This is a genomic window from Bacillus sp. 005/A4HT-01/001 (assembly GCF_004634445.1).
Lineage (GTDB): Bacteria > Bacillota > Bacilli > Bacillales > Bacillaceae > Bacillus > Bacillus altitudinis.
Genome location: NZ_SEIZ01000004.1, coordinates 76,190 through 99,944 on the forward strand (window position 1 = coordinate 76,190; position 23,755 = coordinate 99,944).

Consider the following 23,755-nt stretch of genomic DNA (forward strand, 5'->3'; position numbering starts at 1 on the left):
AAACGTTTCAACTTGCTCTTGCTACTTTTTAAAGTGATATGGAAGAGTGGCGACAACAATATCCCGTTTCCATAATAAACGGAATCTTAATAAGAAAGCAGATTGATTATGCAAAATGGTGTGCCATCTTTTTTTCGGAATAAATTGAGGAACGAGCACCATCACTCTATATTGATGTGCATTTGCTTTCGCTTCAATCGTTTCAAGAAATTTATCAAGCGGGTGAATGAGACTTCGATAAGACGAATGTAAAATCACCAGACGCACATCACTATTCAGCTTTTCCCAATCAGCTTCAATTTTCTTGTCTTTCTCTTTATCAAACGATACATGAACCGCTATGACCTGGTCTGATAAGGATTTTGCATATTGCACAGATTGTTCGACGACACGTGTGACACCTGCTATTGGGACGATGACCACATTTCCTTTGATTTCGACAGGCTCGGTTTCATTCAATAAACGTAATTGTTCTCCAACAGACAGATAATGTTTCTTAATAGAATAAAAAATAAATAGAACAATTGGCATGAAAACAAATACTGGCCATACAAGATGGAACTTGGTCAAAATGAGAATCATGAAAACCGTAAATGAAATAAGTGCTCCCACGATATTGATAGGCATTTTCACTTTCCATCCCTGTGGTTTTTCACGAATCCACTTTACACACATACCTGTCTGAGACAAGGTAAATGGAATAAACACACCGACAGCATAAAGTGGAATGAGGTGTTCCGTTTTCCCATCAAATAGCCAAATGAGCAACATAGAAGCTACACCTAAAAAGATAATACCATTAGAATAACCGAGCCGATCTCCTCTCACTGTAAACATGCGCGGCATATATTTATCTTTTGCTAAGTTGACAGCCAATAATGGAAAAGCTGAAAAGCCTGTGTTTGCCGCTAATATTAAAATTAATGCTGTGACAGCTTGAATGACATAGTAGAAAAATGTCCGTCCAAATGTGTCTGATGCAATTTGTGACACAACCGTTTCTTCTGGCTTTGGCGAGATGCCAAAACCAAACGCAAGCAATGTCACTCCTACAAATAGAACGGCCAGTAATCCACCCATCATCAATAAAGTTCTCGCTGCATTTTGTGCAGCTGGTTTTTTAAAGGATGGAATTGTATTAGAAATCGCTTCAACACCAGTTAAAGCAGAACAGCCAGACGAAAATGCCTTTAGTAAAAGAAATAACGTGATGCCTGATACATGTGTGCCAAATGCTGTATGTTCAGGTGCTGGCGGCACTTGCCCAGTTAATAGTTTAAACCCGCCCACCCCAATTAAAATGAGCAATGAAAAGACAAATAGGTACACAGGATAAGCCAAAATAGAAGCCGACTCTGTCAGTCCACGAAGGTTTAACACCATAATCACTAGGACTAATACGATTGAGATCATGACATGATATGGATATAGAGCTGGAAAAGCCGATGTGATCGCATCGGTCCCAGCAGAAATGCTCACTGCTACGGTTAAAATGTAATCGACGAGTAATGATCCGCCTGCAACCAGCCCTGGTTTTTCACCTAAGTTTCTGCTGGAGACGACATACGCCCCGCCGCCTTCTGGATAAGCATAAATAATCTGGCGATAAGATAGAATTAACGCCATTAAAAGAATTAATACACAACCTGCAATCGGGAGTGAGTACCAAAACGCTGCCGCACTAACAACTGATAGAACAATCAAGATTTGTTCTGTACCGTATGCGACTGACGACAATGCGTCTGATGACAATAATGCCAAAGCTTTGATTTTTGATAGTTTTTGTTCTCCTGCTGCCTGTGATTTTAATGGTTTACCAATTAAAATACGCTTCATCAAACTGTACATGTGTTGCCCGCTCCTTTAGTGTCAAACGATTTAAGTTACAAAATTTGGATCGCCAAAAAGACACAGAGGCAATAGAATGCCCCTGTGCCTATTGTTTAGATCACAGGTTGGTCTTTGCTCTCTTTAACGCTTACGAGGTTAGCTGACGGATTCGGGCGCATGAGATTTTGCCCTACCTTAAAAGGATTCACCCCACGTGGTGTTTTATACCACCACAATTGGTTCCCCCGCTCATCGAAATGATTCAGCGATTGGTCTTTTATAAAAGAGATCATACTCCCGTTTGACACCAAAGTAAAGAGATTTTTTCAAGGTCTTTTGATCGTTTAGAACTCAGTCTTTTTACGGTTTTTTCGTACGAAATAGACAATCATCACAAGCACAAAAAGGATGAGTGCAGCGATACACGCAAAGTAAATCCAAGACTCGCCGCTACTTTGTTTTTCACTTGTTTTCATACTGCTCGATGTGCTACTGACGGATTGATGATTAGTAAACACACCTTTGTTTTTACTCTCTATTGCAACTGTTGCTTTTTCTGTATTTGTTTGAAGAAATTGCATGACTTCATTTGACACGTTAGCTTCAGTTGCAGTCATTCCTGAAAAGACTGTCATTGTCTGTTTTTTATTCCAAACAGATGGCTGCGTCCATACAATTCGAGCCGTTGTTTCGTTGATCATGCCGAAAGAAGATACATCATATTGATCCTTTTTCACCGGAACAATGAGATCGGCTGCTTTTTCTTTCAGAAGAGAGAAAGTCTGAATACCTCCGATAAAAATGAGAGGGTGATTTTTCAATTGTTCATTTGTCACTTGAGAAGCTTTCATTAAATGATATTGAGCCACTTCTGGCTGACTAAAAGATTCCGTCACCATGGCCATTTGATTGATTGTTTCACGTTTGATTTGATCTGGTATGATGATCAATGTATTTTTCGAAGTGAACGGGAGCGGCCATGCGGCTAAATCTGGCTTTTCACTCGTTGTTCCTTCTGGTATTTGTAAAGAGCTATTTTTGTCAATGAATATCCAGCCTTCTTCATCCGTATGTCTGCAGGATTCCATGTTTTTAAAACCACTTGTGACAAATTGCAAATCAATATATTCATTTTTTTGAAGTATCTTTGAATCTACTGGAATCGAGACATGATAGAATCCATTCGCATCTTTGCTGCCTAGTTTTGCTAATGGTACGTCGTGCGGTTCGTCATTGATCATAACAGTTAACCGTTCTGTTTTGCTTGCCGCTGTATCAGATTTTTTGAATGAAAGATTGAGCTTTGCACCTGATTTTTGGTTAGCCAGTAGCGCTTTCGGATAATAGTAGTGGTCGGATGCCGTCTTGTTGGTCCCAACCGTGACATCATCTCCGCCAAAATCTTTCAAACGAATCTTGTGAGATGGTTTAGACGTTTGAGCTGCAGCCTTTTGAAGCACTAGGTCTGTTCCAGTCAGTTGATCCGTTAATTCTGACTGAGTCAGAACATTGATTTTTTCAGCGATTGTCACAGGCTTTTCCGCTGTCACAAATAAAATGGGCTGTTCTGTTTTCTTTGCTGTCAAAGTTCTCATCGCTAACGTAAGATGACTGCTTTTCGTTTTAATTCCTGCAGCTTGTTCAATCGTTTTCATCCGTCCATCCCAGCTTCCTATAGCTCCCACAGCAATCGTTGGATGAACCACTTGCTTGATGTCCTTTTCTTGGATAAGTTTGATCTCTTTTTGGCGATCTTTGTTTTTCAACGTACGGTATACTTTGATGGCTGCTTCTAATTCAGTTGCATCCGGTGAATTAGGAATTACAATGTCTGTCTGTTCTTTCTGATCACCTGTTTGAATAAAAGGTGATGGAAAGCTATCTAATGTGAAATCTTTTGTCTGGATTCCTTTGAATGTAAGTTCACTTTCAGGATACACTTTTAGCCAATTAGCAGGTGTCTCTTGGTTGATACACACGCCTTCTTTTAAAACACCATAAAATGTGACCTGAATGCGGTGAGTACCTTTTTTCAATTGTGCTTTGTTCAACTTGATTTGAATCGACTTTTTCTGGTTTTTCCCTGATACAGGGATGGTCTTTTCGATCTCTCCATCAATCATAACAGTGAATGAGGAAGGTGAAATCAATAATGGTGAAGCCTCTATATTGAACGTCAATGTGCTTGACTCTGTTTTTTCCTGATCCACTTGATAGGTAAATTCAGTGCGGTCTTCTTGTCCATATAAGGTCACTACGTCTTCTGATAGATGCTGCGTTTTTGTTTTGCTTTCTTTTGAAGAATGAATCCACTCATCTTTGACTTGAACTCGGTTGGATTGCGCCATTGCTTGACCTGCCATGAAAAAAGGCTGGATCGCTAAGGATAATCCTAATATATAAATCAACCATTTTAACGATTTCAATATGTCACCCGCTTTTCTTTTGTTGTTGATTGTAACGCTCGGTTTTGTACCATTTCACTTCTTGTTTCAATAATCGGCTTTTCACCTCTACACATAAGGAGTACACAACAAGCGCAATCCATACTTGGGAATAGGTAAAGTACATGAGAACGACAATGAGAATGTTTTGTTTGGTCAGCTCTGTTTTCTCTATGCTTAACGTAATCATCACTTCTGTTAAAAAGAGGAAGAAGGCTAACCCCCATAGGATGAGTGCCACAGCTCCAACAGATAAGTGAAGATCAACGAATAAGTTTACGATAAAAATGCCGTTGGAGAGCAGTACACCAAAGAAAAATAAGAAATACGTAAAGAAAAAATAAAATAAATCGAAAATCATTCGTTTTCGTTTTAATTTCATAAACTGTCTTAAAAATTTGAGCACAACATATTGGTTGCCTCTAGCCCAGCGTGTTCGTTGCCGCCACCAGACTTTCCATGTTTCAGGCTCTTGTTCCCATGTAATCGCTGCAGGAAAGAACCGAATCACATAGCCCAGGTTATACACACGAATCGTTAATTCAGTGTCTTCAGCTAGTGCATGGACATCCCAGCCGCCAAGCTCTTCTAAAATGTGCCTGCGGATCGCAAAGTTGGTGCCTGGTATTGTCGCAATGCCAAACCATTTCCATCTCCCGCCTTGCGCCATCCACTGGAAGCAAATGGTTTCAATATTAATGAATTTGGTCAGGAGGTTTTTGGCTGCATTAATGACCCTGAATTTCCCGACAACAGCACCTGCTTTAGGATCATTCAATAATCCAAGAACCAAATGGTAGACGGCTTTCTTTTCAGGCATATTATCTGCATCGTATACACAAATAACGTCTCCTGTCGAAGCCTTTAAGCCCTCATTCAGTGCAGTAGATTTCCCCTTCCCTGCAAATGGCGGCTTTGTTTCAATCATATGAACATGATCGTATTGCTCACTAAATGATTGCACAATCTCCCCTGTACGATCAGAGGAATTGTCATTAATCACAATGATTTCAAGAAGGTGTTTGGGATAGGATAACTGGACCATGGCTTTTAGCGTCTGACGAATGACCACTTCTTCATTATGTGCTGGAATGAGAATGCTGACGGTCGGCAGATCTTTCCCTTGTTTCGTCCATTTAGGCAGCACTTTTTCGTAAGTTAAATAGTGCTGAAAGCCTCCCTGCATCAGAAACATATGATATAGGAGCATGATCCAAATCAGTATTAATGATAGGTAAAATAAGATATCAGCCACCTGATTTTCTCTCCTTAAAGATCCGTTTTTTCATCGTCAGCCTTAAATACAATGTGTAAAAAGCAAATGCCACAATAAAGAGCAGCACCACCATTGTGAGTATTCGAAGCATATTTTCCATCCCGCTTCGTTTGTTTGTTTTTGGTTCGGCTATATTGGATTGCTCTATTTGAATATGTCCATTTCCTGTTGTTTTGATCTGGACATTCTGAGTTTGAACAATCTGTTTTGTTTTCTTTAAATCTAGCCATTCACTAGAAGGGATCGCATCCATTTGTGTGATTACATCTTGTAGCCCATCTATCCCCGCTTCCACATCATAGGACAGCCCAATGGCGGCGGATTGGATATGCTGCATGGATTGAATTGTTTGCTCAGTCAGTATGTTTGCACCTTCTTGGTCAGACGCTGTATCTATAGACTGTTCAGGATATAAAGTCATGCCATGAAGCATGGCGGGTGTCGACAAAAACGGTGATGCACTTCTTGTTTTCCATGTACGGTCTGAGAGCTGCACCTGTCCAAATAGACTGGACACATGGCGGGAAATCACTTCATAGCCTTGCAGGGAAATGGCGTCATTTGGCACTTCAAATGCAAGTGGATATAACCCCTGCTGCGTGAGCAGTTCAATGCCTTTTGTCAGCTTTTCTTCTGTATAGATGGCTTCTTGATGTTGATTGGATGTGATATACGCATTAAAATCTTTTTCATTTGGAAAAAAGCTTTTGTTCAGCTGCTGATCAGCTTTCTCTGGTTCATTTGACGTAACGGGCTGATCGTACTTGACATCCCAAAATTCAAAGCCTTTCCCCGACTCCTCCGCTCGATACGTACGGCTAAACCCATGAAGAACGACACTAGCTCCATTGCTTTGCAATTGTTTTAACACGTGGACAAGTTTAGGTCGGTCACTCAGCGTCACTTCATCCCCTGTTGCTGGATCAATCCATATAGGGGTCACCGCCAGCAGAAAAGGGATATGGCGAGCTGTTACGTATCGTCCAAGTTCAAGTAACTTCTTCTCATCCGTGACGGGGTTAATCTTCCTAATCTGTAAGTACTTTGTCGTCGTTTGATTAGAAGCCGGCAGGAGACTTTCCAGCACCTCTGCAAGAAGCTTGTCGTGCTGAAGCATATTTAGCATTCCGACATATGCCGCACCTTCTTTTGTTTGAATCACAAATGGCTGTTCAGCTTGATTTTTCTTCAATAAGAATGTACGTTGCAGATCTGTCCCTTGAACCGTCTGAGCTGTGATTCCTCTCTCTAGCTGACGGTATTCTTGATCATCAGTATCTTTGATTTGACTGATGTGATCTTGTTTGTGAAAAGTAAGCTTGGAGAATGGGCGAAGCTGTTCCGCATTGTATCCTATTGCGATTAAGCGTTTTGATTCGTTTATAAGACGAATGGTTTGTGCTTTCAACGTTCTCTTTTCTTCACCTATATAGATAACTAGCTGAGAGTCATTGAGGTTCTTTTCAGTGATTTGTTCATCAGATAAAATGGTCGTTCGTGTGGAAAAATGCCCCACAAGTACATCAAGCATATGAACAGTTGGCGTTGTCTCACCTGATTGTGTGGAATAGATAATAAGGGTACTTGGCTCTTTCTCAAGTGCACCGGCTGATGTACTATCTTTGATCGAAAGCATAGAAAAAAGAACGATTAACAAACAACATTTCGTCAAAACATTAAAGTTCATTCATCATCATCTCGTTTTCTAGTTCTTCTAAAAATTGCTCTGGTGTCCGATAGTCCGAGCTGCTTGTTAAATGACAGACATGAAAAGTTAAGGTCACTTCACGACCATTTAGCAGGACATGCGTTTGCAGTTTATCCTTTAGCTTTTCAAGAACGATCGAGACGTTTTCTGCAGGTGTGTGAGTGAGCAGCAGCCCGATTCGTTCTTCGGATAATCGAAATTTCTTATCGGTTTCTCTCACACTTTCGCGAATCTTCATACTGAGTTGCTGGAAAAGATGCTGCATTTCTTTTTCTCCATATAATGTTTTGAATTCCGCTGAGTAGTGCATATGAAGAAGGATAAAGACGAATGGCTGTTTGTATCGTTCTGCTCGTTTCATTTCCTCAGATAACTCGAGCCTCATCCGCTCTGCATTGTCAAAGCCTGTGGTTGAGTCAATCGCTACAAATTGTTTGATGGCCCTCTTTTGTTGGTCAATGGTGTGACGCATCGTTTTTATTCGCTCATGCACGTTTCCAGCAGAAATAGCAAAAAAGAGAAGCGCCACGCCCCATATCACGACATCTTGCAACGTTTGATTAGAAAAGAGTGAATTTGTGTGACCGAGCTCTGTAAAGAACATCCCGCTTCCTATAAAGAACAAAATCAACAAAGTAAAAACCAATGCTGGCAAAATACCAAATAAAATACCGCATCCTATCACGACAAATGTGAGTGTGATGATCATGACACTCTCCGCATCACGTCCATTCAAGTAGCCCATAAATAAAATGAGTCCCGCAAACGTGAGGAGCAGCGTATAATACGTGCGATAGGTGTTACTGAATAACCTTTTCATTTAGAAGCTCCCTTTCTGCAATTAGAGGCAATAAATTATCAAATGAGTGTGTATCTTTTTCGTTCATATAGCCTCCGTAATAAGGCTTGAGAGGATCTTGGATTTGCAGCTCTTTCATTCGGTGATAGACGTCTTTTGCAAAATCATCTTCTCCTTGTTTGAGTGCATATAAGATCACCAGTGCATAGACTGAAGGCGATTCATACGTCACTGCTGGCTGTAATGTGCTCAGTTTATATCGTCCATACAGTTTTCCTTCCTTTTGGAAGTTGGTTTTCAGCCATTTCATGATGACTGTTGTATCAACCTGTGCACGTTCGGCATAAAGAGCCGTATAAAGCTGGTCGATCAAGTTGATTTCCTGATCAAATGAGTAGACTTTCTTCGCTATGTCATAGGATTTTGGAAAAAATCCTTTTTGTCTCGGTGCATTTTGTAGAATGGCCAATTGGTTGTTCATCATTTGTTCTGTGAATAGGTGGAGGGATACTAGTTCTTTGATTGCTTTTGGGTCAAGATATGAAAGTGTGATTGTGTGTGAAGTTTGCTTTGTCGATGCATCATAATAGTCGGTCAACATACCCTTGAACATGTTTTTGTCTTTTAACGCTTTTGCGATTTTTTTAGCTGTGGTTTGATACACTGACTTCTGCCACAATTGATCTGCTTTTTGAAGCGCTGTTACTACACGTAAGTCATCAACTAAAGCATTGACTTGGCTTTTTTGATGAGATTCGATTTGCCAGCTAAGAAGATCATGTTCCAGTAAGAATTGAGTGCGCAGGACGTCTACCTGTTGATCAAAAGATGTTTGATCTTTTTTTCTAACAAGATAATCCATCCAAAGTCCGAGCGATTCTGATAAGTAAGTAGGCTGTTCCGCAAGCGAGGTTCGAATCATGCCTTGGTCTGTCATTAAGTGGTGAGTCATAAAGTACTCTCCTGACAATACTGGCTTTGCAGGTTCTGGTTGAGCTGAATGTTGCTGCTGTTTCCAGGTACATCCGCCTAGTAGAATGACAATGAGTATAGCGATAGCTGTACGATATATGGGTGTATCCATTCGTGTCCCCTTTCAATCCTTATTCTCTCTAAGCATCTAACGATTTATTATAGAGCGTTTCTGTTTAAATGAAAATAAATATTTTATACCAAATTACGAGTCTTTTCGCTTACATATTCCCATTTACAGAAAAACAACATGTCAAAATACTCGAACAAACAAAAAACCCATGCGAATTCACATGGGTTTTTACACAACTATTGATCTAATTTTAGTTTCTTCAATTGTTCTGCAAGTGCGTTATTGATTGGTTCTTCCACTTTCTTTTGTTTTTTCATATATTTAGACACATCGTGCTTACTGGCTCGTTTTTGATTGGATTGTGATTTGCGTTTTTCGAAAACAGACAGTTTCTCTCTATGACCACAAACACAGGCAAATATTTTGCCATCACCTTCTCCTCGTAGCTCAAGCTTTTTATGACAGTTCGGGCAGCGTGCATTTGTTTTCTTTGCCACATTTTTTCGATGTCCACATTCTCTATCCTGACAAACAAGCATGGTACCGTTTTTCCCGTTCACTTTTAACATGAGTTTTCCGCAGTCAGGGCAATGTGTGCCTGTCATGTTGTCATGCTTAAAGGTTTGGTTCGTTTGTTTGATTTCAGATACGGCTTGTTTTGCATATGACTTCATTTCACTCATGAATTGAGAAGCTTTCAATTGGCCTTTCGCAATTTTAGAAAGCTTTTGTTCCCATTCCGCTGTTAACGCAGGTGACTTTAAATCTTCAGGTACTAAAGAAAGCAGCTGCTTCCCTTTCGATGTGATGAAGATGTCTTTGCCTTTTTTCTCAATTAAGAAGCTGTTAAACAGTTTCTCAATGATATCAGCTCGAGTTGCCACTGTCCCCAATCCACCCGTTTCGCCAAGGGTTTTCACTAAGTCTTTTTCCTTGTTCTCCATAAATGCAGACGGGTTCTCCATGGCAGATAAAAGGGTCGCTTCGTTAAAACGAGCAGGAGGTTTCGTTTCGCCTTTTGTCTCTTTTAATTGGCGTACGTCAAGTGACTGCCCCTCTGTTAATGCCGGCAAGTGCTGATCTGCTTCAGCTGATTCCTCGTCTTCATAGGAATCATCGTACACGGCTTTCCAGCCGGCTGATTGCACAATTTTTCCTTTCGCTGTGAATGTCTCACTGCCGATCTTGGCGATCACTGTGGTTTCCTCATATTCAAAAGGGGTCATCAGTACAGCGAGGAATCGCTTGGCAATCAGGTCATATAATTTACGCTCTTTATCACTTAATGCACCCGGATACAGCTCTTCCTCGGTTGGAATGATCGCATGGTGATCTGACACTTTGGCATCGTTGACAAAACCTTTATGTGCTTTAATGCCTGATTGTAGAATGCGATTCACATGCTGCGCGTAAGGTCTAACGTTCATTCCTTTGAGTCGATCTTTTAATGTGGGAACGATATCTGCCGAAATAAAACGTGAATCTGTACGCGGGTACGTCACAAGCTTATGCTGTTCATACAGACGCTGAAGTGTAGACAGTGTTTCTTTTGCTGAAAAACCGTAGCGTTTATGGGCATCACGCTGCAATTCTGTCAGGTCATACAATCCTGGAGCAAAGGCTTTTTTCGCTGTTTTTTTCAGTGCATCAATCACTGCAGGTTTTCCTTTACAGGCTGCCAAGCGCTCCGTCACTACATCCTCTTGGAATGTACGGTTTTGTTTGGTCTTTGCATCCTGCCAAGTCAGCGTCAGTCCGTCTACTTGTGCCGTCAGCCCAAAGAACGACTTCGGCTGGAATTGCTGAATGTCTTCCTCTCGCTTGGCGATCATAGCAATCGTTGGCGTTTGCACACGTCCACAGGATAACTGCGCATTGAACTTCGTTGTCAGCGCTCTTGTTGCGTTGATTCCTACAATCCAGTCTGCCTCTGCACGCGCAACCGCCGAGCGATACAGGTTATCATACTCTCTGCCGTCTTTTAATCGTTTGAACCCTTCTTGAATGGCTTTGTCTGTAACAGACGAAATCCATAAACGTTTTAGAGGCTTTTTCACATGGGCTTTTTCAAGAATCCACCTTGCCACAAGCTCCCCTTCACGTCCAGCATCTGTTGCGATGACAATGTCTTTTACATCTTTTCTCGCCAGCTGCGCTTTGACCGCTTGAAACTGCTTCCCTGTCTTTTTCATCACGACAAGCTTGAGTGGTTCTGGAATAATGGGTAAATCCTCTAGGCGCCAGGATTGAAATTCTTTCCCGTAGCCTTCTGGATCAGCTAGTGTGACCAAATGGCCAAGCGCCCATGTCACAATGTATTGATCTCCTTCTAAAAAGCCATTTCCTTTTTTATGACACTTCAGCACACGTGCAAGGTCACGTCCTACTGAAGGTTTCTCTGCTAACACAACTGTTTTTGACACGAAATTTCACATCTCTTTCTTCTATCCATCCTTTTATTATAGCAGACGTGGAGATGCGGTTCTAATGACGGATTATTTCTTCAATCGTTTGATGATTTCGTTTGTGACCTCTTGTGTTTGATAGGCTCCGCCGATATCTGCCGTTAAAAAGCCGTCTGCTGTGACAGATTCAATCGTATCGAGAAGGTGTGTGCCTAATTCTTCCTCTCCGAAATGATCAAGCATGAGTTTAGCGGTCCAGATTTGTCCAATAGGGTTCGCGATGCCTTTTCCAGCGATATCTGGTGCTGATCCATGTACTGGCTCAAACATAGATGGATATTTACCATTTACATTGATATTGGCTGCTGGTGCGACGCCAATACTACCCATTATGGCGGCACCAAGATCCGTCAAAATGTCACCAAATAAATTGCTGGCGACGATGACATCGAATTTCTCTGGTCTTGTGACAAAGAAGGCTGAGAGCGCATCAATGTGCTGAGAATCTGCCTCCACCTTAGGGTAGTCCTTTGAGACGTCTTGAAACACTTCATCCCAAAATGGCATGGTATGCACGATGCCGTTTGACTTTGTTGCACTTGTTACATACTTTCGTCTCTTTTCTGCTAATTGAAAAGCAAAATGCATCGCACGTTCTGTCCCTTTTCTAGAGAAGACGGCATTTTGAATCGCAAGCTGATCCTCCCCTTGATAGATGCGGCCTCCAATTTCACTATATTCACCTTCACCGTTTTCTCTTACAACAAGAAGATCGAAATCCTTTGGGTGAGCAAGCGGGGAGCGAATGCCGCTCAGCTGTTTTGCCGGTCTAACGTTGATCACCTGCTCAAATTCACGTCTAATTTTAATGAGCAATCCCCAAAGTGATACATGATCCGGCACTAAATTGGCATCTCCGACTGCTCCTAAGAAAATGCTGTCAAAGGCTTTTAGTTGTTCCAATCCATCCTTTGGCATCATTTCGCCATACTCTAAATAATACTCACAGCTCCACGGAAAGTCCTGAAAGGTGAAAGACAGACCGCCATGCACATCTGATACCGCTTTCAAAACTCGAATAGCTTCAGGCACAACTTCCTTTCCAACCCCGTCACCTGGTATCGCTGCAATTGAAACATGCTTCATTGATTTTTCCCCCTTTGTTATTGGTCGACCGTCGACCGTTTCATTTGAGTTTACTAAAGAGTACGTGTTCTTACAATGGACAAAAGACGCTTTTTTTGATCAAAGCGCCTTTTTATCCTGCATCAGCACACGGGGCTTCTGTTTCTTTCTTCCCGCACTTTTTTTATCTGAAAGCAGCAAACCTCCTAAGGTCAGTGCTGTTCCAAGCCCAGACATGAAGGTCAAGCTCTCGTGAAGAACGATCATTGAAATGATCATCGTGATAATAGGCACTCCATAAATATACACACTTGATTTCACCACACCGATCGTCTTCACGGAAAAGCTCCATGTCAGAAAACAAATAGCAGATGCAAAGACGCCTAAAAACAGCAAGTGGAAGGCAAACGATGGATTGGTCAACCGCTCCCAGTCTAAACGAACCTTAAAATGCCAGATCAGTGGAATCATCCATAGCAGTCCGTAAAAGAAGACACGCCTTGTTACCTGAATGATATGGTAGCCATATTGGTTGATCATCTTCGATAAAATGGAATAGAATGCCCAGACGATGGTTGCTGTTAATGCTAAGGCATCACCGAGTGGATTCAATTGAAACGTCGTCATTCCATTCATGCTAATCAGCACGATTCCCGTCATCGCGATGAAAAAGCCTATGAAAAACCGGCTGTGCAGCGGCTCATCTTTTAATAAAAAATAAGCCAATAAAAAAGAGAAGAATGGGACAACGGAGCTGATGACACCTGCATTCGAAGCGAACGTATAAGTAAGTGCGACATTTTCTAAAAAGTAATATAAGACCACACCGCATAAACCTGCCAGTGCAAACATCCCTTCATGCTTTTTACTTTGCACCTTCATCGTAAACGGATAGATGATCATCAGAGCCAAATACCCTATAAAAAAACGGAAAAATAAAATCTCTGTTGGAGAAAAAGCCGTTAATAATATTTTGGTAGAGATAAAGGTAGATCCCCATAAAAAAATGGTGAACATGGCCGCTAAATGACCGAGCAGCTGTTTATTTTTCATCAGCTGTTACCTGCTTTACAAAAATTTGCTGATACTGCCCTGGCGTGAGCCCAATAAATTCTGAAAAGAAATGACTCAAATGACTTTGATCAGAAAATCCAGCGGAGGCAGCCGCATCTACAGGCTTCACTCCTTGGGCGAGAAGCTCCTTCGCAAAGTTCACTCTGACTGTCTGTAAATAACGATACGGCGTGATGCCTCTAAACTTTGTAAAAGCACGTAGCAATGAATATTTGTTCATGGACACAAGCTCGCCTAAGTCATCTAACGATATATTTTCCGTGAGGTGTGTTTCGATATATTGCTGTACGTCTCGGACTTTTTGTTCGTTGGCACGTGTGGCTGATGCTTTTTCCTCTGAGGTATCAGCATAGGCTTCAATCAATTGTTTCATAAAGAAATAGAAGGTTTCCTGTTTATTCAAAGCAGGAGCTTCTTCTGTGATCATTTGATGTAGATCATATAATGGCTTTGTTAGTTCACTTTGTGAAAACACAGGGGCTTTAAAATGCGGTTTGTGCTGAAAGACCTTCTCTAGCACACCTGCTTCAATATTTAAGCAGCGATAATCGAGTGTCCTGTGATCAATTTGTTCACATGCGTGATTATCATACGGATTAAAAAGAAGGATATCACCTTTTTCAATGATGTATTCTTGATTTTGGCAGACCAAACGTCTTTGACCGTCTTCAATAAATCCAATCACATAATATGTATGCAAATGATTCGGGAACTTTTGCATGATGCCATGAAAGCGATATGCCTCTATTTGTAAGTCTTGATCAAAATGTACAGTTCGTTCCTCTTGTGTGTTCATGTCGATCCCTCTTTTCGCTGAACTGATCATAAGTGTAGCACACCCCTTTTCTCTTGGATTGTACGATATTGACTTTTTGATGCAGGCTTGCCTAGAGGGAAAAACTTGGATAACATGAGACAAAAGATGATGTATAAAAGAGGGAATGATGGCATGAATTCATTCGATATGGAAAGACCAACACCGTATCACATACAATTTTATGAACAGCTGAAGCAAATGATTTTTGATGGCCAGTTTCAGCCAGGAGAGCGCATCAATGAAACACAGCTTGCCAAACAATTTGGCGTAAGCCGATCACCGGTAAGAGAGGCGATGAGGCTGTTAGAAAAAGACGAGCTCTTAATCGTGGATCATCGATCAGGCTATTCCGTCTATACGTTAACAGAAAAAGATGTAGAGGAGCTTTATCAAATTCGGGTAGCTTTAGAAACACTTGCTGTTGAGCTTGCCTGTAAGGAAGCCGTGCAAAGAGAAATGGATGAAATTGAGCAGGTTCTCACGCAGGCGGACGAAGCGATCAAGCAGCAGCTGCCCTCTAAAGAGATCGTCCAGTTACATGAAGCCTTTCACCAAAAAATCATTTTGGCGAGTCACAATGACCGCTTATCCAAACAATTGAATCACGTAAATGCACTCATTCACTATTGCCGCATTTTTCATTTTAGCGGCGGGGCTCGTGCTGAAACCATTCAAAGAGAGCATGCAGCCATCTATTCTAAAATAAAAAAGCGCCGCTCCACAGAAGCCGTTCAAGCAATGACGGAGCATTTATTGCATGATGTGATGCACTTAAAGCAAGTACTCTCTGAAACAAACAAGGAGTAAAGGACTTTTCCCATTTTTTAAGCATTCCATGAACATATTTTGAATTTTTCGTAGATTTCAGCATGTCCAGACGATCTTTCGTTTATATTAGAAGATGAGAAACTAGCTTTTATACAGGAGGATTTGTATATGCATACAAGTATTAGCCGTCTGAGACAGGCGGGTTTTATTGAGGGTATGTCTCTTTTAACCCTTCTTTTAATTGCCATGCCTCTAAAATATTTTGCGGATATTCCGATGGCAGTCACTATTGTAGGCTCTCTTCATGGCGCATTGTTTGTCATCTATATGCTCGTTTTGGCATATGTGACCTTTAAAGTTCGCTGGCATTTGAAATGGTCCATCGCTGGTTTTTTTGCGGCTTTCATTCCTTTCGGTAACTTCGCCTACGATAAGGTGCTCCGCCAATATGATACAAAAGCTTAATCAAAAAGGGCTAAAACGAAATTCGTTTTAGCCCTTTTTTTCACGCTGGGGAACGCTTTTTTAAATCGATGCATATTTCACAATGGCTGCTTGACGCGTCATGTCGTGATACGCCACCCATAATTCATCACCAGGCAGTACGCTAGTGATTGGATCGATTGGCTGCTTCACTTCATACATGATGCCATCTCTCTCAACCTGAATGATCGCTAACGGCTGGTTGCCGATGACACCGGAAAATGTGACATGGGTCACTTTTGCACTTCCTTGTTTCTCTTGCATAAGACCCATTTCTCTATCCAGCTCTTCTTTCTTTGTCTGGATCGTGATTTGAGTGCCGGCTGCGACCTGCATATGATCAGGGATGAATTGGCTGACCGTTTTTGTGATAGACTCATCTCCGTTTGAAACCGACACATCAAGCTGAATTGGCTTTTGTTCATGGATGGCCATTGGATATTGCTTCACACGCTGGATCGTTCCTGTTAACGTCACATCTTTCCCCGATCGATTCCGCACTTCATGACCATAGGCTGCCATTTTCAACTGACCGCTGATGTCAACGAGATCAGCTTTTTCTCCCGTTCTAAACTCAAAACCAGCGGCTTGAATCATCGGAATGGTATACCTTTTCTGATCTGCTTCAAATGTAAGTGATAAGACGGTGCCTCGTCCTACGGTTCCATATGATTCTATGTTTCTTAAAATAGCGCCTTTGATGAACTTTGGCTCGCTTGGCTGCGAGAAGTCACCTTCTTTTAAGAGCATCGCTTTTTTCTTTTTCGGATTGTAGAGAATGGCGATACGCTGACCCGGTTGCGGTATCTGAGTATAGGATACAACCGTTTTAACCGCCTTCTCGATATTTCTCCCATCATATTGAAATTGAAGCTGCATGTTGACCAGCGGCTGTTCGTTGATGTAGGTACCCGTTTCTTTGACTGATACAATATTGGCTTCTAATGTGACACTGTCTTTTATCTTGTTCTTTCTCACCAGCCTCAAAATCGGTGGCAGGAAGATCGCTAGCACAAATAACAGCAGTGGGATAAAGAGCCATATCGCCCAGTTGAGAATGAGTGGTCCGCCCTTCATGACATATTGCATAAAGGTGTCAACAGACGTTTGGTGGGCTGGACTGGCATTTTCGATTGAGATGACCTTTTGCAAAGGGAATTCCTTTAGCTGTTTGCTTTTCGTCTCAAAGGCCCCCGTTAATTGGTTGCCAAGTGAATAATAGAGCCAATCGCTCTTCACATTTTTATGAAAAGAGAGATCTTCTTTTTGTAAAGATTCATATGACAACGACTGAGACAGCTTACTGGCAGACGTCGCCTTATTCGTGCGATGATTATAAATATAACCAGTCAGCTTGCCTTTTGCTTCGTCCTTTGCTGTAGAGCCTAAAAGAAGAACTTCTTCTTCATTCAGCTGGTAGATAAAGGTTTGGTACATCGGTTTTGGTGTTGGGACGACTTCCCCAAGCCTTCCCTCTGCATCCACTTTCCTTGGTCTTTTTGGATAGTTGGCTTCGACAGCGACAGCCACGTTTTGTGATGATCCGATCGTTTTTTGCAGCTGCTGCACGACTTTATCTTCGATGAGGCTGAACGGTTCTGCACTTTTGGAGACATAGACCCCAAGCTGATGCTTCTCATTTGAGATTCCGCTGACATACGCCTTTTGGTCATTTTTCAAAGTCAATTCAAACATAGGGAATGGGGTCTGCCCTCTAAAAGAATTCATGACGACATCGATGGAAACAGGTCTTGCTGGCAGCTTCAGCTCGTTGAGATTGTGGACATGAAACTGACCATTCTTTAGCTCACCGAGGACCGCAGCAGCGCCTTCCATTTCTCCTGTAAACACAAGACGTCCATTCCATTGATATGTATTCGTTTTTAAAAATGAGGGAATCTGTAAGTTTTGCTTGACGAGTTCTTTCTTTGCTCCGCTAGGAGACAGTTTCTCGATCAACAGCTGCTCGTCTTTATTTTTTAAAGCAATTAAGAGATGGTTCCCTTGAATGGATGGCAGCATTTCATTAAACGAATCGCTTGCTGTGGTCCATTCACTGATTCTTTTTCCTGATTGAGGATCATACATTGCAAAATGGAGCTGCTGGTTTTTTGATACAGCACTCACCACTCGTTTTCCTTCATCGAATGTAAACATTCGTTTGATGTCATACTCTGTTACTTTCCCTGCGGACAAATCATCTTGGTAATGGTTCCACACCAAGACACTAAGAATGATTGCTGGAATAAAGAAGACAATATACCTGAGGAAAATCACTGGTATTCTTTTCACTTGATCGCTTCCTTTCATGGAGTTCCTTTTTCTTATACGTCAGTGCAGCGAGAATGTTTCATGCTAGAAGAATACCATTCCAACTTTCTAAATCCATATTTTACATATTTGATTGTTTACGATAAAATCCAATCAGATTCAAAAAAAGGATGTTATCTCAATGGATAAGCTATCATCGATCATTCTAGCGGCTTGGCTGCGTGTTCCCCGTTGGTTCAAGCAAGGGGTGCTCGTATCTATTACCATTTTCTTTTTTTATATGTGCTTTGTAAAGGGGCTGACTAGCTGGTACACCTTGCCGCCTGTCACTTTGCTCGCATGCGCCATTTGTTCCTTTTTCATCTGGATGGTGTGGCTAAACAGTCAAAAAAACAAGTGAAAAGGAGAATTTCATGAAAGAATCCATCTTTTATTTTGCTATCTCTTTTGTTCTTCAATGGGTTTGGTTTGGGGTTGTGCATCCAGATAGAGGCGTGACACTGCTGGACATGTTGATCTTCTCTATTTTGTTTACGGTGATGTTCTTTTTTATTGGCCGGATTTGGAGGTATCAGAAGAAAGGGCGAAGTGAGTGATGATGAAGCATTTCCTCTTTCTGTCGATGAGCAGTTCTATTGTGAGCGGAGAATCCTGTTAAAGGTGATGTCATGCGGACGGTGTCCGCTTTTTTTCTTCCTTTTTCCTATTTTATTGTTTAAAACGTAAAAAGGCTGCCAAATAGATGGCAGCCCGTTTCTTACTCTTTTCATGCAAATAAATAATCAATGTTTAATCTCCGTCACGGAGTGTATGAATTAAGATTCGATCATATCAGTGTGTCATATGTGTTCCGAGTGAACCTACGTTTGAAAGTAAACGCCATGGAAGTTCTGGATAACAAGACAACGAAAGCCCTACCTCTCATTCGTCCTTACGGCTCCGAAGCCGTGCCAGTGTGAATTGTAAATCAAAACGTCTTTTTTCCATTCTTCCGCTTTTATAGGGGGGCGGTTGCAGAAGGAAAAGAATAAGTTTGTTCGCTTTGACAGCGTCTCGTTCTTATCAAGTAGAAGCTCTATTGCTTCTCATTATGTCATAGAAAAAAGAAAGTTTACTTTCTTTATTTATTTGCTATTTCAACACTTAATATAAAACTATAACACGTTCCCCCAACTTACGCAAGTGTTAAAGTGATAATTCTGCTGGTGTCCGGTTTCCTTCGTTCATATAACGAATGGAGGTTGGGTCAATCTTAAGGATTACTAGGTTTGGATCATCTTTTCCTTTAAACCATTTCTCCATCTCATCAGACCAAAGCTTGTCGATCAGTTCTGGATCATCAGTTAATGTGGCTTTACCTGCGATTTCTGCATATGTGTCCCCAAATCCTTCACCTGAATAACCAATGAGAATATGAACATTCGGATTTTTTTCAATCTCATCAGCTTTATGTGTTTCTTTGCTTGTTGGTGTATATAATGTCAGCCCTTCATGAAAAAAAGTCATATAGCGGGTATGCGGCTTATCTTGTTCAACAGTCGCCAATGTTCCAACTTTTTGTTCGTCTAATAAGTTCATTACCTTTTGCTTTAACTCTTCTTGTGACATGTATCTTCACTCCTTCAAAATGTCATCCGTACTCTTAGGTTTCCACGACAATCCATTCATTAAACAAAGAAATGTGTTTTTCATAAAAAGACATCTTCTAGCTGATGCTATAAAAAACGGACACATTGAAAGGGGAAGTTGAACATGCATCATGAAACGATGTTCCATTTGAGTTCACTTGTTATTGCAGCGGTTGTTGTGGGCATTATCATATGGTCTGTCTCATCTGTACAGAAGAATCGGAAGAAATACTAAATACACCGCCCAATCAAAGCTGGGCGGCGTGTTTATTGATCATGTATTCATAAAGGAACCGCCGTTGACGTGAAGTGTCTGTCCCGTCATATAAGACGATTCGTCCGAAGCAAGCAGTACATAGCAGCCTACATGCTCCACAGGCTGTCCTGGTCTTCCCATTGGCGTCTCGGCCCCGAAGCTTTCGACACTGTCTTCATCAAATGTAGATGGAATGAGCGGCGTCCAAATTGGGCCGGGCGCTACACCGTTTACCCGAATACCATCTTTCACAAGCGACTGTGCCATAGAACGAGTAAAGCCGTTGATGGCCCCTTTTGTCGCCGTATAATCAATGAGCACTTTGTTGCCTCGATACGGGTTAATAGATGTTGTATTAATAATGGAACTTCCCGGTTTTAAGTAATCGAGTGCCTTCTTCGTAAAATAAAAATAAGAATAGAAATTGGTTCTAAAGGTTTGGTGAAGCTGTTCACTAGAAATATCTTGAATACGTTCTTTCGGATGCTGTTCGGCCGCATTATTGACTAAGATGTCCAGCTGTCCAAAGGCTTCAACTGTCTTTTCTACCGCTTTCTCGCAAAAGGCTTCGTCCCCGACATCCCCTGCAATTGTTAAACATTTGACGCCTTCCTGTTCTACACGTTTTTGCGTATCCTCTGCATCCTCATGTTCATTTAAGTATACGATCGCGACATGAGCTCCTTCTTTGGCATACGCAACAGAAACGGCACGTCCAATTCCGCTGTCTCCACCTGTAATCAGCGCTACTTTTCCTTTTAGCTTACCAGACCCTTTATACGATTCATCCTCATAGATCGGCGCAGGATTCATTTCTCTTTCACTGCCCGGCTGCTGATCCTGCGTTTGGCGCGGAATGCCATTTGTTAAGTATTCACGTAAATCCATGTGTAAGCTCCTCCTTGATTTGTTGATGTATCCTTTCATTACCACTTCATTTTTTTACTCAAACATCCCTATGCGTCATCAATGCGTTTTGAAAACTGACAGGTTTCAGGATGGGAAAAATCGGTTACATAAACATGAAAAAGGAGCGTTCTCACATGCTATCAACCATTTCTAAAACCTTTAGCAGACCAAAAGGTTGGCTCGGAAGCATCGCAGGTTTTATTATGGCAAATGAAAATAAGGCACTGAATCAATGGGCGATCCAGCATTTAGATTTATCAGATGGTGAAAACATTTTGGAAATAGGCTACGGCCCCGGCTATAGCATCAAACATATGCTCAAGCATTATGACGATCTTCACATTGATGGACTAGATGCTTCTTCAACTATGAAGGAACAGGCGCATTCGCGTATAAAGAAACGATCCAAAGAGAAGCAGGTCCGGCTGTATGTCGGGAAAATTGAAAAAACACGCCTGCCGGCGGATCAGTATGACAAAGTACTTTCTGTTAACAATTATACGATTTGGGATGACCCAAAGGCTGGCGCACTCAACCTTTATCACACCTTGAAACCTGGCGGAAAACTCGTCATTGTGATGCAGCCAAGAGAAAAAGGAGCAGACGCCAATCGGACAAAAGAAATGGGCGAAAGCATCCTCAATGATTTAGAATTTGCTGGATTTGATCAGTTTTCTGTTGAATATGAAGAGATTCGTCCCACCCTCGCTGTCTGTGTCACAGCAAAAAAGCCGAGAAGCGAATAAGCTCTCGGCTTTTTCTTACCATTTTGCCTCTTTGACAAATTGATAAAAAAGTTGATGTAATTTCTGTTCAATCTCTTCCTTTGTTCCTTGTCCATAAAGCGCCATGCTTTCTTCGCTTTCAATGATGGATGAACTGATCAGGCTAAACATTTCAGACCCTTCTTTGCCAAGCTCTAGCGGCGCCAGCATGAGGAGCATTCTGGACATGAGCTGTTGCCCGCCATCCATGCTTTTGATCTCGTATGCCTCATCAAGATCATAGATATGAAAGACCGGTTTCTTAATGAGATCATGCTTTAAGTGAAAAAGAGCAAACTCGGTTCCTGGAATGCCTAAACCACCTTGCTGCTCACGCTCAAGTAAACCGGCTGTCACTTCGTCTGCACGTTCTAAATAGCCTTGACTTTCAACCTGACGCATCAGCTCTCTCATTGTTGTCTCATGCTGCTCCATTGTCTTCTTTTTTTCTATTGTAAAATGGGACAAGATGCTGCGAATCACTGACATATAATTCGTGATTTGCTCTGCCATTCCTATCATATCAACCGTTTCCTCCACCGATTCTTTTGCAGATTCCTGCGCTCTTTTTTTCTCAATCAGATAAGGAATTTTTCGTTTAATATGAGACTTGACCCGCACTGCGTCATCCTCGTTTAAGAGCGGGCTGACCATAATGTAATCAATATGCTCATATGGGATCGGAACGGTTGATACGATCATGTCATAGCTCGCCGCGTCGATTTCCTTTAACTCCATTAAGGAAGATAGATCGAATTTGGCGATCTCAGGCAGTTCTTTTTTTAATCGTGATGCGAGCATTTTTGACGACCCGATACCGCTTGAGCAAACGACCAATGCATGAATCTTTGTTTCTTCTTTTTTAATTTCAAGCACCGAACCAAAATGAAGTACGATAAAGGCAATTTCATCCTCTGGAAATTCGATCTCAGGAAAGAAGCGCTCCACACCTTCTTCAATCGCCATGAACAGCAAGAAGTAGTCTTTTTTTATTTGTTGTGTGAGCGGATTGTAAATCCGCATCTTTTCTTTTAAACGGTTCATAGCTGGTTCAAGATGAGACACGAGTCCCTCATACAATGAATCGTTTTCATTTAAATGGTAACCTGTTTTATGAGAAATAAAGTCAATGAGTTTCTTCGTTCTCAGCGCGATATCTAACTCAATCTCATCAATGCGGTATTCTGCCGTAAAGCTTCGATTTGCACTGCGCAAATGGATGGTCATGTAGCCGACCTCCGCTTCAGGAATCTCTACATTAAACATGCGTTCTAATGCTCGTGCGATTCTGAGTGAAGATTCAAATTCCTTCGTCCGCTTTAATTCAAGCAATTCTTCCTCTTCCATCCGAATGGTTTCACCGATTTGAATGCGTTCAATGGCATAGGTTAAGTGAACGACAAGTGCAATATAGGCACTATCTGACAACGAGAGAGAGAGTCTGTTTTTCAAATGAAAGAGCAGCCTTTCTACCTTGAGCAGCTGTCCTCGACTGACTACCCCAAATACCTTTTCAGTCGCTTTCGTTCGATGTTTAATATTCATCTCAATCGTTTCGAGAAATAATTGAATGTCGAGACGGTCAACGATCAGGTTCCCGACAATTTTTCGTTTGGCTTCCTCCGGCCCTTTTAATTCAATGCCGTACCCACGCTTGCGGATAAGCAGTAAACCGTAGGGAGCGATCCAGTCCGTCAGTTCATCTAAGTCGTAGCTGATGGTCGCATTTGTAACCTGCAAGTCGGCTGCAAGTGTATATAATTTCACCGGTTCCTTTGCTTCGAGCAGGGCACACAGGATTAAGAGCTTCCGTTCATCAGAACTATATTCAATTTGATCTTCATTTGAAATATGAGACAGAAGCCGCTGTTTGTCTTCCTGTTCACCGACCGCCTTCAAGCCCTTCCCCGGCTGTTTATCAAGTGATAGGTTGTAATTCTTTAAAATAGGTTTAATGGATTTAAGTTCTCTATGAATGGTTCTTGTACTTACCTGAACAGAATCGGCGATCTCACGAATGGTGACATAACGATTTTGCTGAATCATATATTTGATCACTTTCTGTTCTCGTGCCGTTATGTACATGAAATGCCTCCTTCTGCTTAAATAGGTCTATTGTCACACTTTAATATAAAACGCTTTCACTAATTGAT

The 23,755-nt window shown here is 41.6% G+C and carries 19 protein-coding genes and 1 riboswitch; of the genes, 5 read left to right on the forward strand and 14 right to left on the reverse strand.

The features are described from left to right. Positions 1-21 precede the first annotated feature (21 nt). The 10 genes from ES896_RS13245 to ES896_RS13290 form a co-directional block, all read right to left on the reverse strand. Positions 22-1,848 (reverse strand): APC family permease, encoded by a 1,827-nt coding sequence (locus ES896_RS13245; RefSeq protein ID WP_035703793.1) that lies wholly within the window; start codon positions 1,846-1,848, stop codon positions 22-24. A gap of 112 nt (positions 1,849-1,960) precedes the next feature. Next, positions 1,961-2,108: riboswitch (cyclic di-AMP (ydaO/yuaA leader) on the reverse strand. A gap of 66 nt (positions 2,109-2,174) precedes the next feature. Beyond that, a complete protein-coding gene (locus tag ES896_RS13250) occupies positions 2,175-4,256 on the reverse strand; it encodes a cellulose biosynthesis cyclic di-GMP-binding regulatory protein BcsB (RefSeq protein WP_135226866.1) in 2,082 nt (693 codons plus the stop codon). Positions 4,257-4,260: 4 nt separating this feature from the next. Beyond that, complete coding sequence (locus tag ES896_RS13255; RefSeq protein WP_202394383.1) at positions 4,261-5,484, reverse strand: glycosyltransferase family 2 protein; 1,224 nt, start codon at positions 5,482-5,484, stop codon at positions 4,261-4,263. 37 nt (positions 5,485-5,521) lie between these two features. Continuing rightward, complete coding sequence (locus tag ES896_RS13260) at positions 5,522-7,237, reverse strand: DUF2334 domain-containing protein (protein WP_135226867.1); 1,716 nt, start codon at positions 7,235-7,237, stop codon at positions 5,522-5,524. Next, a complete protein-coding gene (locus ES896_RS13265) occupies positions 7,227-8,078 on the reverse strand; it encodes a GGDEF domain-containing protein (protein WP_025206779.1) in 852 nt (283 codons plus the stop codon). The genes ES896_RS13260 and ES896_RS13265 overlap by 11 nt, the downstream gene beginning before the upstream one ends. Continuing rightward, positions 8,059-9,141, reverse strand: a complete 1,083-nt coding sequence (locus tag ES896_RS13270) for a glycosyl hydrolase family 8 (protein WP_116307444.1) — start codon at positions 9,139-9,141, stop codon at positions 8,059-8,061. The genes ES896_RS13265 and ES896_RS13270 overlap by 20 nt, the downstream gene beginning before the upstream one ends. A 197-nt stretch (positions 9,142-9,338) precedes the next feature. Beyond that, the gene (topB, locus tag ES896_RS13275) at positions 9,339-11,525 is read right to left on the reverse strand and encodes a DNA topoisomerase III (RefSeq protein ID WP_116307442.1); all 2,187 of its coding nucleotides are present in this window, start codon (positions 11,523-11,525) and stop codon (positions 9,339-9,341) included. 72 nt (positions 11,526-11,597) lie between these two features. Continuing rightward, positions 11,598-12,653, reverse strand: coding sequence for a tartrate dehydrogenase (locus tag ES896_RS13280; RefSeq protein WP_135226868.1), 1,056 nt, complete (start codon positions 12,651-12,653; stop codon positions 11,598-11,600). A gap of 99 nt (positions 12,654-12,752) precedes the next feature. Further along, the gene (locus ES896_RS13285; RefSeq protein WP_135226869.1) at positions 12,753-13,685 is read right to left on the reverse strand and encodes a DMT family transporter; all 933 of its coding nucleotides are present in this window, start codon (positions 13,683-13,685) and stop codon (positions 12,753-12,755) included. Further along, on the reverse strand, positions 13,675-14,502 hold the full coding sequence (locus ES896_RS13290) for an AraC family ligand binding domain-containing protein (protein ID WP_135226870.1): 828 nt from the start codon (positions 14,500-14,502) through the stop codon (positions 13,675-13,677). The genes ES896_RS13285 and ES896_RS13290 overlap by 11 nt, the downstream gene beginning before the upstream one ends. A 153-nt stretch (positions 14,503-14,655) precedes the next feature. Here ES896_RS13290 and ES896_RS13295 point away from each other — a divergent pair, with 153 nt between their 5' ends. Beyond that, complete coding sequence (locus tag ES896_RS13295) at positions 14,656-15,330, forward strand: GntR family transcriptional regulator (protein ID WP_167764459.1); 675 nt, start codon at positions 14,656-14,658, stop codon at positions 15,328-15,330. A 129-nt stretch (positions 15,331-15,459) separates the two neighbouring features. Next, on the forward strand, positions 15,460-15,756 hold the full coding sequence (locus tag ES896_RS13300; protein WP_034664017.1) for a DUF3817 domain-containing protein: 297 nt from the start codon (positions 15,460-15,462) through the stop codon (positions 15,754-15,756). A 60-nt stretch (positions 15,757-15,816) separates the two neighbouring features. Here the strand turns inward: ES896_RS13300 and ES896_RS13305 are convergent, their stop codons facing one another. Next, positions 15,817-18,066, reverse strand: a complete 2,250-nt coding sequence (locus ES896_RS13305; protein ID WP_240688382.1) for a hypothetical protein — start codon at positions 18,064-18,066, stop codon at positions 15,817-15,819. Between the two features lie 160 nt (positions 18,067-18,226). Between ES896_RS13305 and ES896_RS13310 the strand changes: the two genes are divergently transcribed. Together ES896_RS13310 and ES896_RS13315 are read left to right on the forward strand one after the other, a co-directional pair. Next, positions 18,227-18,445: a hypothetical protein gene (locus ES896_RS13310; RefSeq protein ID WP_024720228.1), complete on the forward strand. Its 219-nt coding sequence runs from the start codon at positions 18,227-18,229 to the stop codon at positions 18,443-18,445. Between the two features lie 13 nt (positions 18,446-18,458). Continuing rightward, entirely contained in the window at positions 18,459-18,641 is a 183-nt protein-coding gene (locus ES896_RS13315; protein ID WP_008347162.1) for a hypothetical protein, read from the forward strand. Positions 18,642-19,230: 589 nt separating this feature from the next. Here ES896_RS13315 and ES896_RS13320 read toward each other — a convergent pair. Next, positions 19,231-19,653, reverse strand: a complete 423-nt coding sequence (locus tag ES896_RS13320) for a pyridoxamine 5'-phosphate oxidase family protein (RefSeq protein ID WP_048002381.1) — start codon at positions 19,651-19,653, stop codon at positions 19,231-19,233. A gap of 294 nt (positions 19,654-19,947) precedes the next feature. Continuing rightward, positions 19,948-20,817: an SDR family oxidoreductase gene (locus ES896_RS13325; RefSeq protein ID WP_024720227.1), complete on the reverse strand. Its 870-nt coding sequence runs from the start codon at positions 20,815-20,817 to the stop codon at positions 19,948-19,950. A 155-nt stretch (positions 20,818-20,972) separates the two neighbouring features. On the opposite strand from ES896_RS13325, the gene ES896_RS13330 reads away from it, so the two are divergent. Next, positions 20,973-21,584 carry a class I SAM-dependent methyltransferase gene (locus ES896_RS13330; protein ID WP_017358489.1) on the forward strand — a complete coding sequence of 204 codons (612 nt, stop codon included), beginning with the start codon at positions 20,973-20,975 and terminating at the stop codon, positions 21,582-21,584. Between the two features lie 15 nt (positions 21,585-21,599). Here the strand turns inward: ES896_RS13330 and ES896_RS13335 are convergent, their stop codons facing one another. Then, positions 21,600-23,687 carry a BglG family transcription antiterminator gene (locus tag ES896_RS13335; RefSeq protein WP_035390426.1) on the reverse strand — a complete coding sequence of 696 codons (2,088 nt, stop codon included), beginning with the start codon at positions 23,685-23,687 and terminating at the stop codon, positions 21,600-21,602. Between the last annotated feature and the right edge of the window lie 68 nt (positions 23,688-23,755).

What these genes read in the sequence shown, in the direction of transcription:
- ES896_RS13310 (WP_024720228.1), top strand. Translation starts at nt 18,227, where the DNA reads ATGGATAAGCTATCATCGATCATTCTAGCGGCTTGGCTGCGTGTTCCC.
- ES896_RS13335 (WP_035390426.1), bottom strand. Translation starts at nt 23,687, where the DNA reads ATGTACATAACGGCACGAGAACAGAAAGTGATCAAATATATGATTCAG.
- ES896_RS13330 (WP_017358489.1), top strand. Translation starts at nt 20,973, where the DNA reads ATGCTATCAACCATTTCTAAAACCTTTAGCAGACCAAAAGGTTGGCTC.
- ES896_RS13245 (WP_035703793.1), bottom strand. Translation starts at nt 1,848, where the DNA reads ATGTACAGTTTGATGAAGCGTATTTTAATTGGTAAACCATTAAAATCA.
- ES896_RS13255 (WP_202394383.1), bottom strand. Translation starts at nt 5,484, where the DNA reads ATGCTCCTATATCATATGTTTCTGATGCAGGGAGGCTTTCAGCACTAT.
- ES896_RS13265 (WP_025206779.1), bottom strand. Translation starts at nt 8,078, where the DNA reads ATGAAAAGGTTATTCAGTAACACCTATCGCACGTATTATACGCTGCTC.
- ES896_RS13325 (WP_024720227.1), bottom strand. Translation starts at nt 20,817, where the DNA reads ATGGATTTACGTGAATACTTAACAAATGGCATTCCGCGCCAAACGCAG.
- ES896_RS13295 (WP_167764459.1), top strand. Translation starts at nt 14,656, where the DNA reads ATGAATTCATTCGATATGGAAAGACCAACACCGTATCACATACAATTT.
- ES896_RS13300 (WP_034664017.1), top strand. Translation starts at nt 15,460, where the DNA reads ATGCATACAAGTATTAGCCGTCTGAGACAGGCGGGTTTTATTGAGGGT.
- ES896_RS13280 (WP_135226868.1), bottom strand. Translation starts at nt 12,653, where the DNA reads ATGAAGCATGTTTCAATTGCAGCGATACCAGGTGACGGGGTTGGAAAG.
- ES896_RS13270 (WP_116307444.1), bottom strand. Translation starts at nt 9,141, where the DNA reads ATGGATACACCCATATATCGTACAGCTATCGCTATACTCATTGTCATT.
- ES896_RS13285 (WP_135226869.1), bottom strand. Translation starts at nt 13,685, where the DNA reads ATGAAAAATAAACAGCTGCTCGGTCATTTAGCGGCCATGTTCACCATT.
- ES896_RS13320 (WP_048002381.1), bottom strand. Translation starts at nt 19,653, where the DNA reads ATGTCACAAGAAGAGTTAAAGCAAAAGGTAATGAACTTATTAGACGAA.
- ES896_RS13315 (WP_008347162.1), top strand. Translation starts at nt 18,459, where the DNA reads ATGAAAGAATCCATCTTTTATTTTGCTATCTCTTTTGTTCTTCAATGG.
- ES896_RS13260 (WP_135226867.1), bottom strand. Translation starts at nt 7,237, where the DNA reads ATGAACTTTAATGTTTTGACGAAATGTTGTTTGTTAATCGTTCTTTTT.
- ES896_RS13290 (WP_135226870.1), bottom strand. Translation starts at nt 14,502, where the DNA reads ATGAACACACAAGAGGAACGAACTGTACATTTTGATCAAGACTTACAA.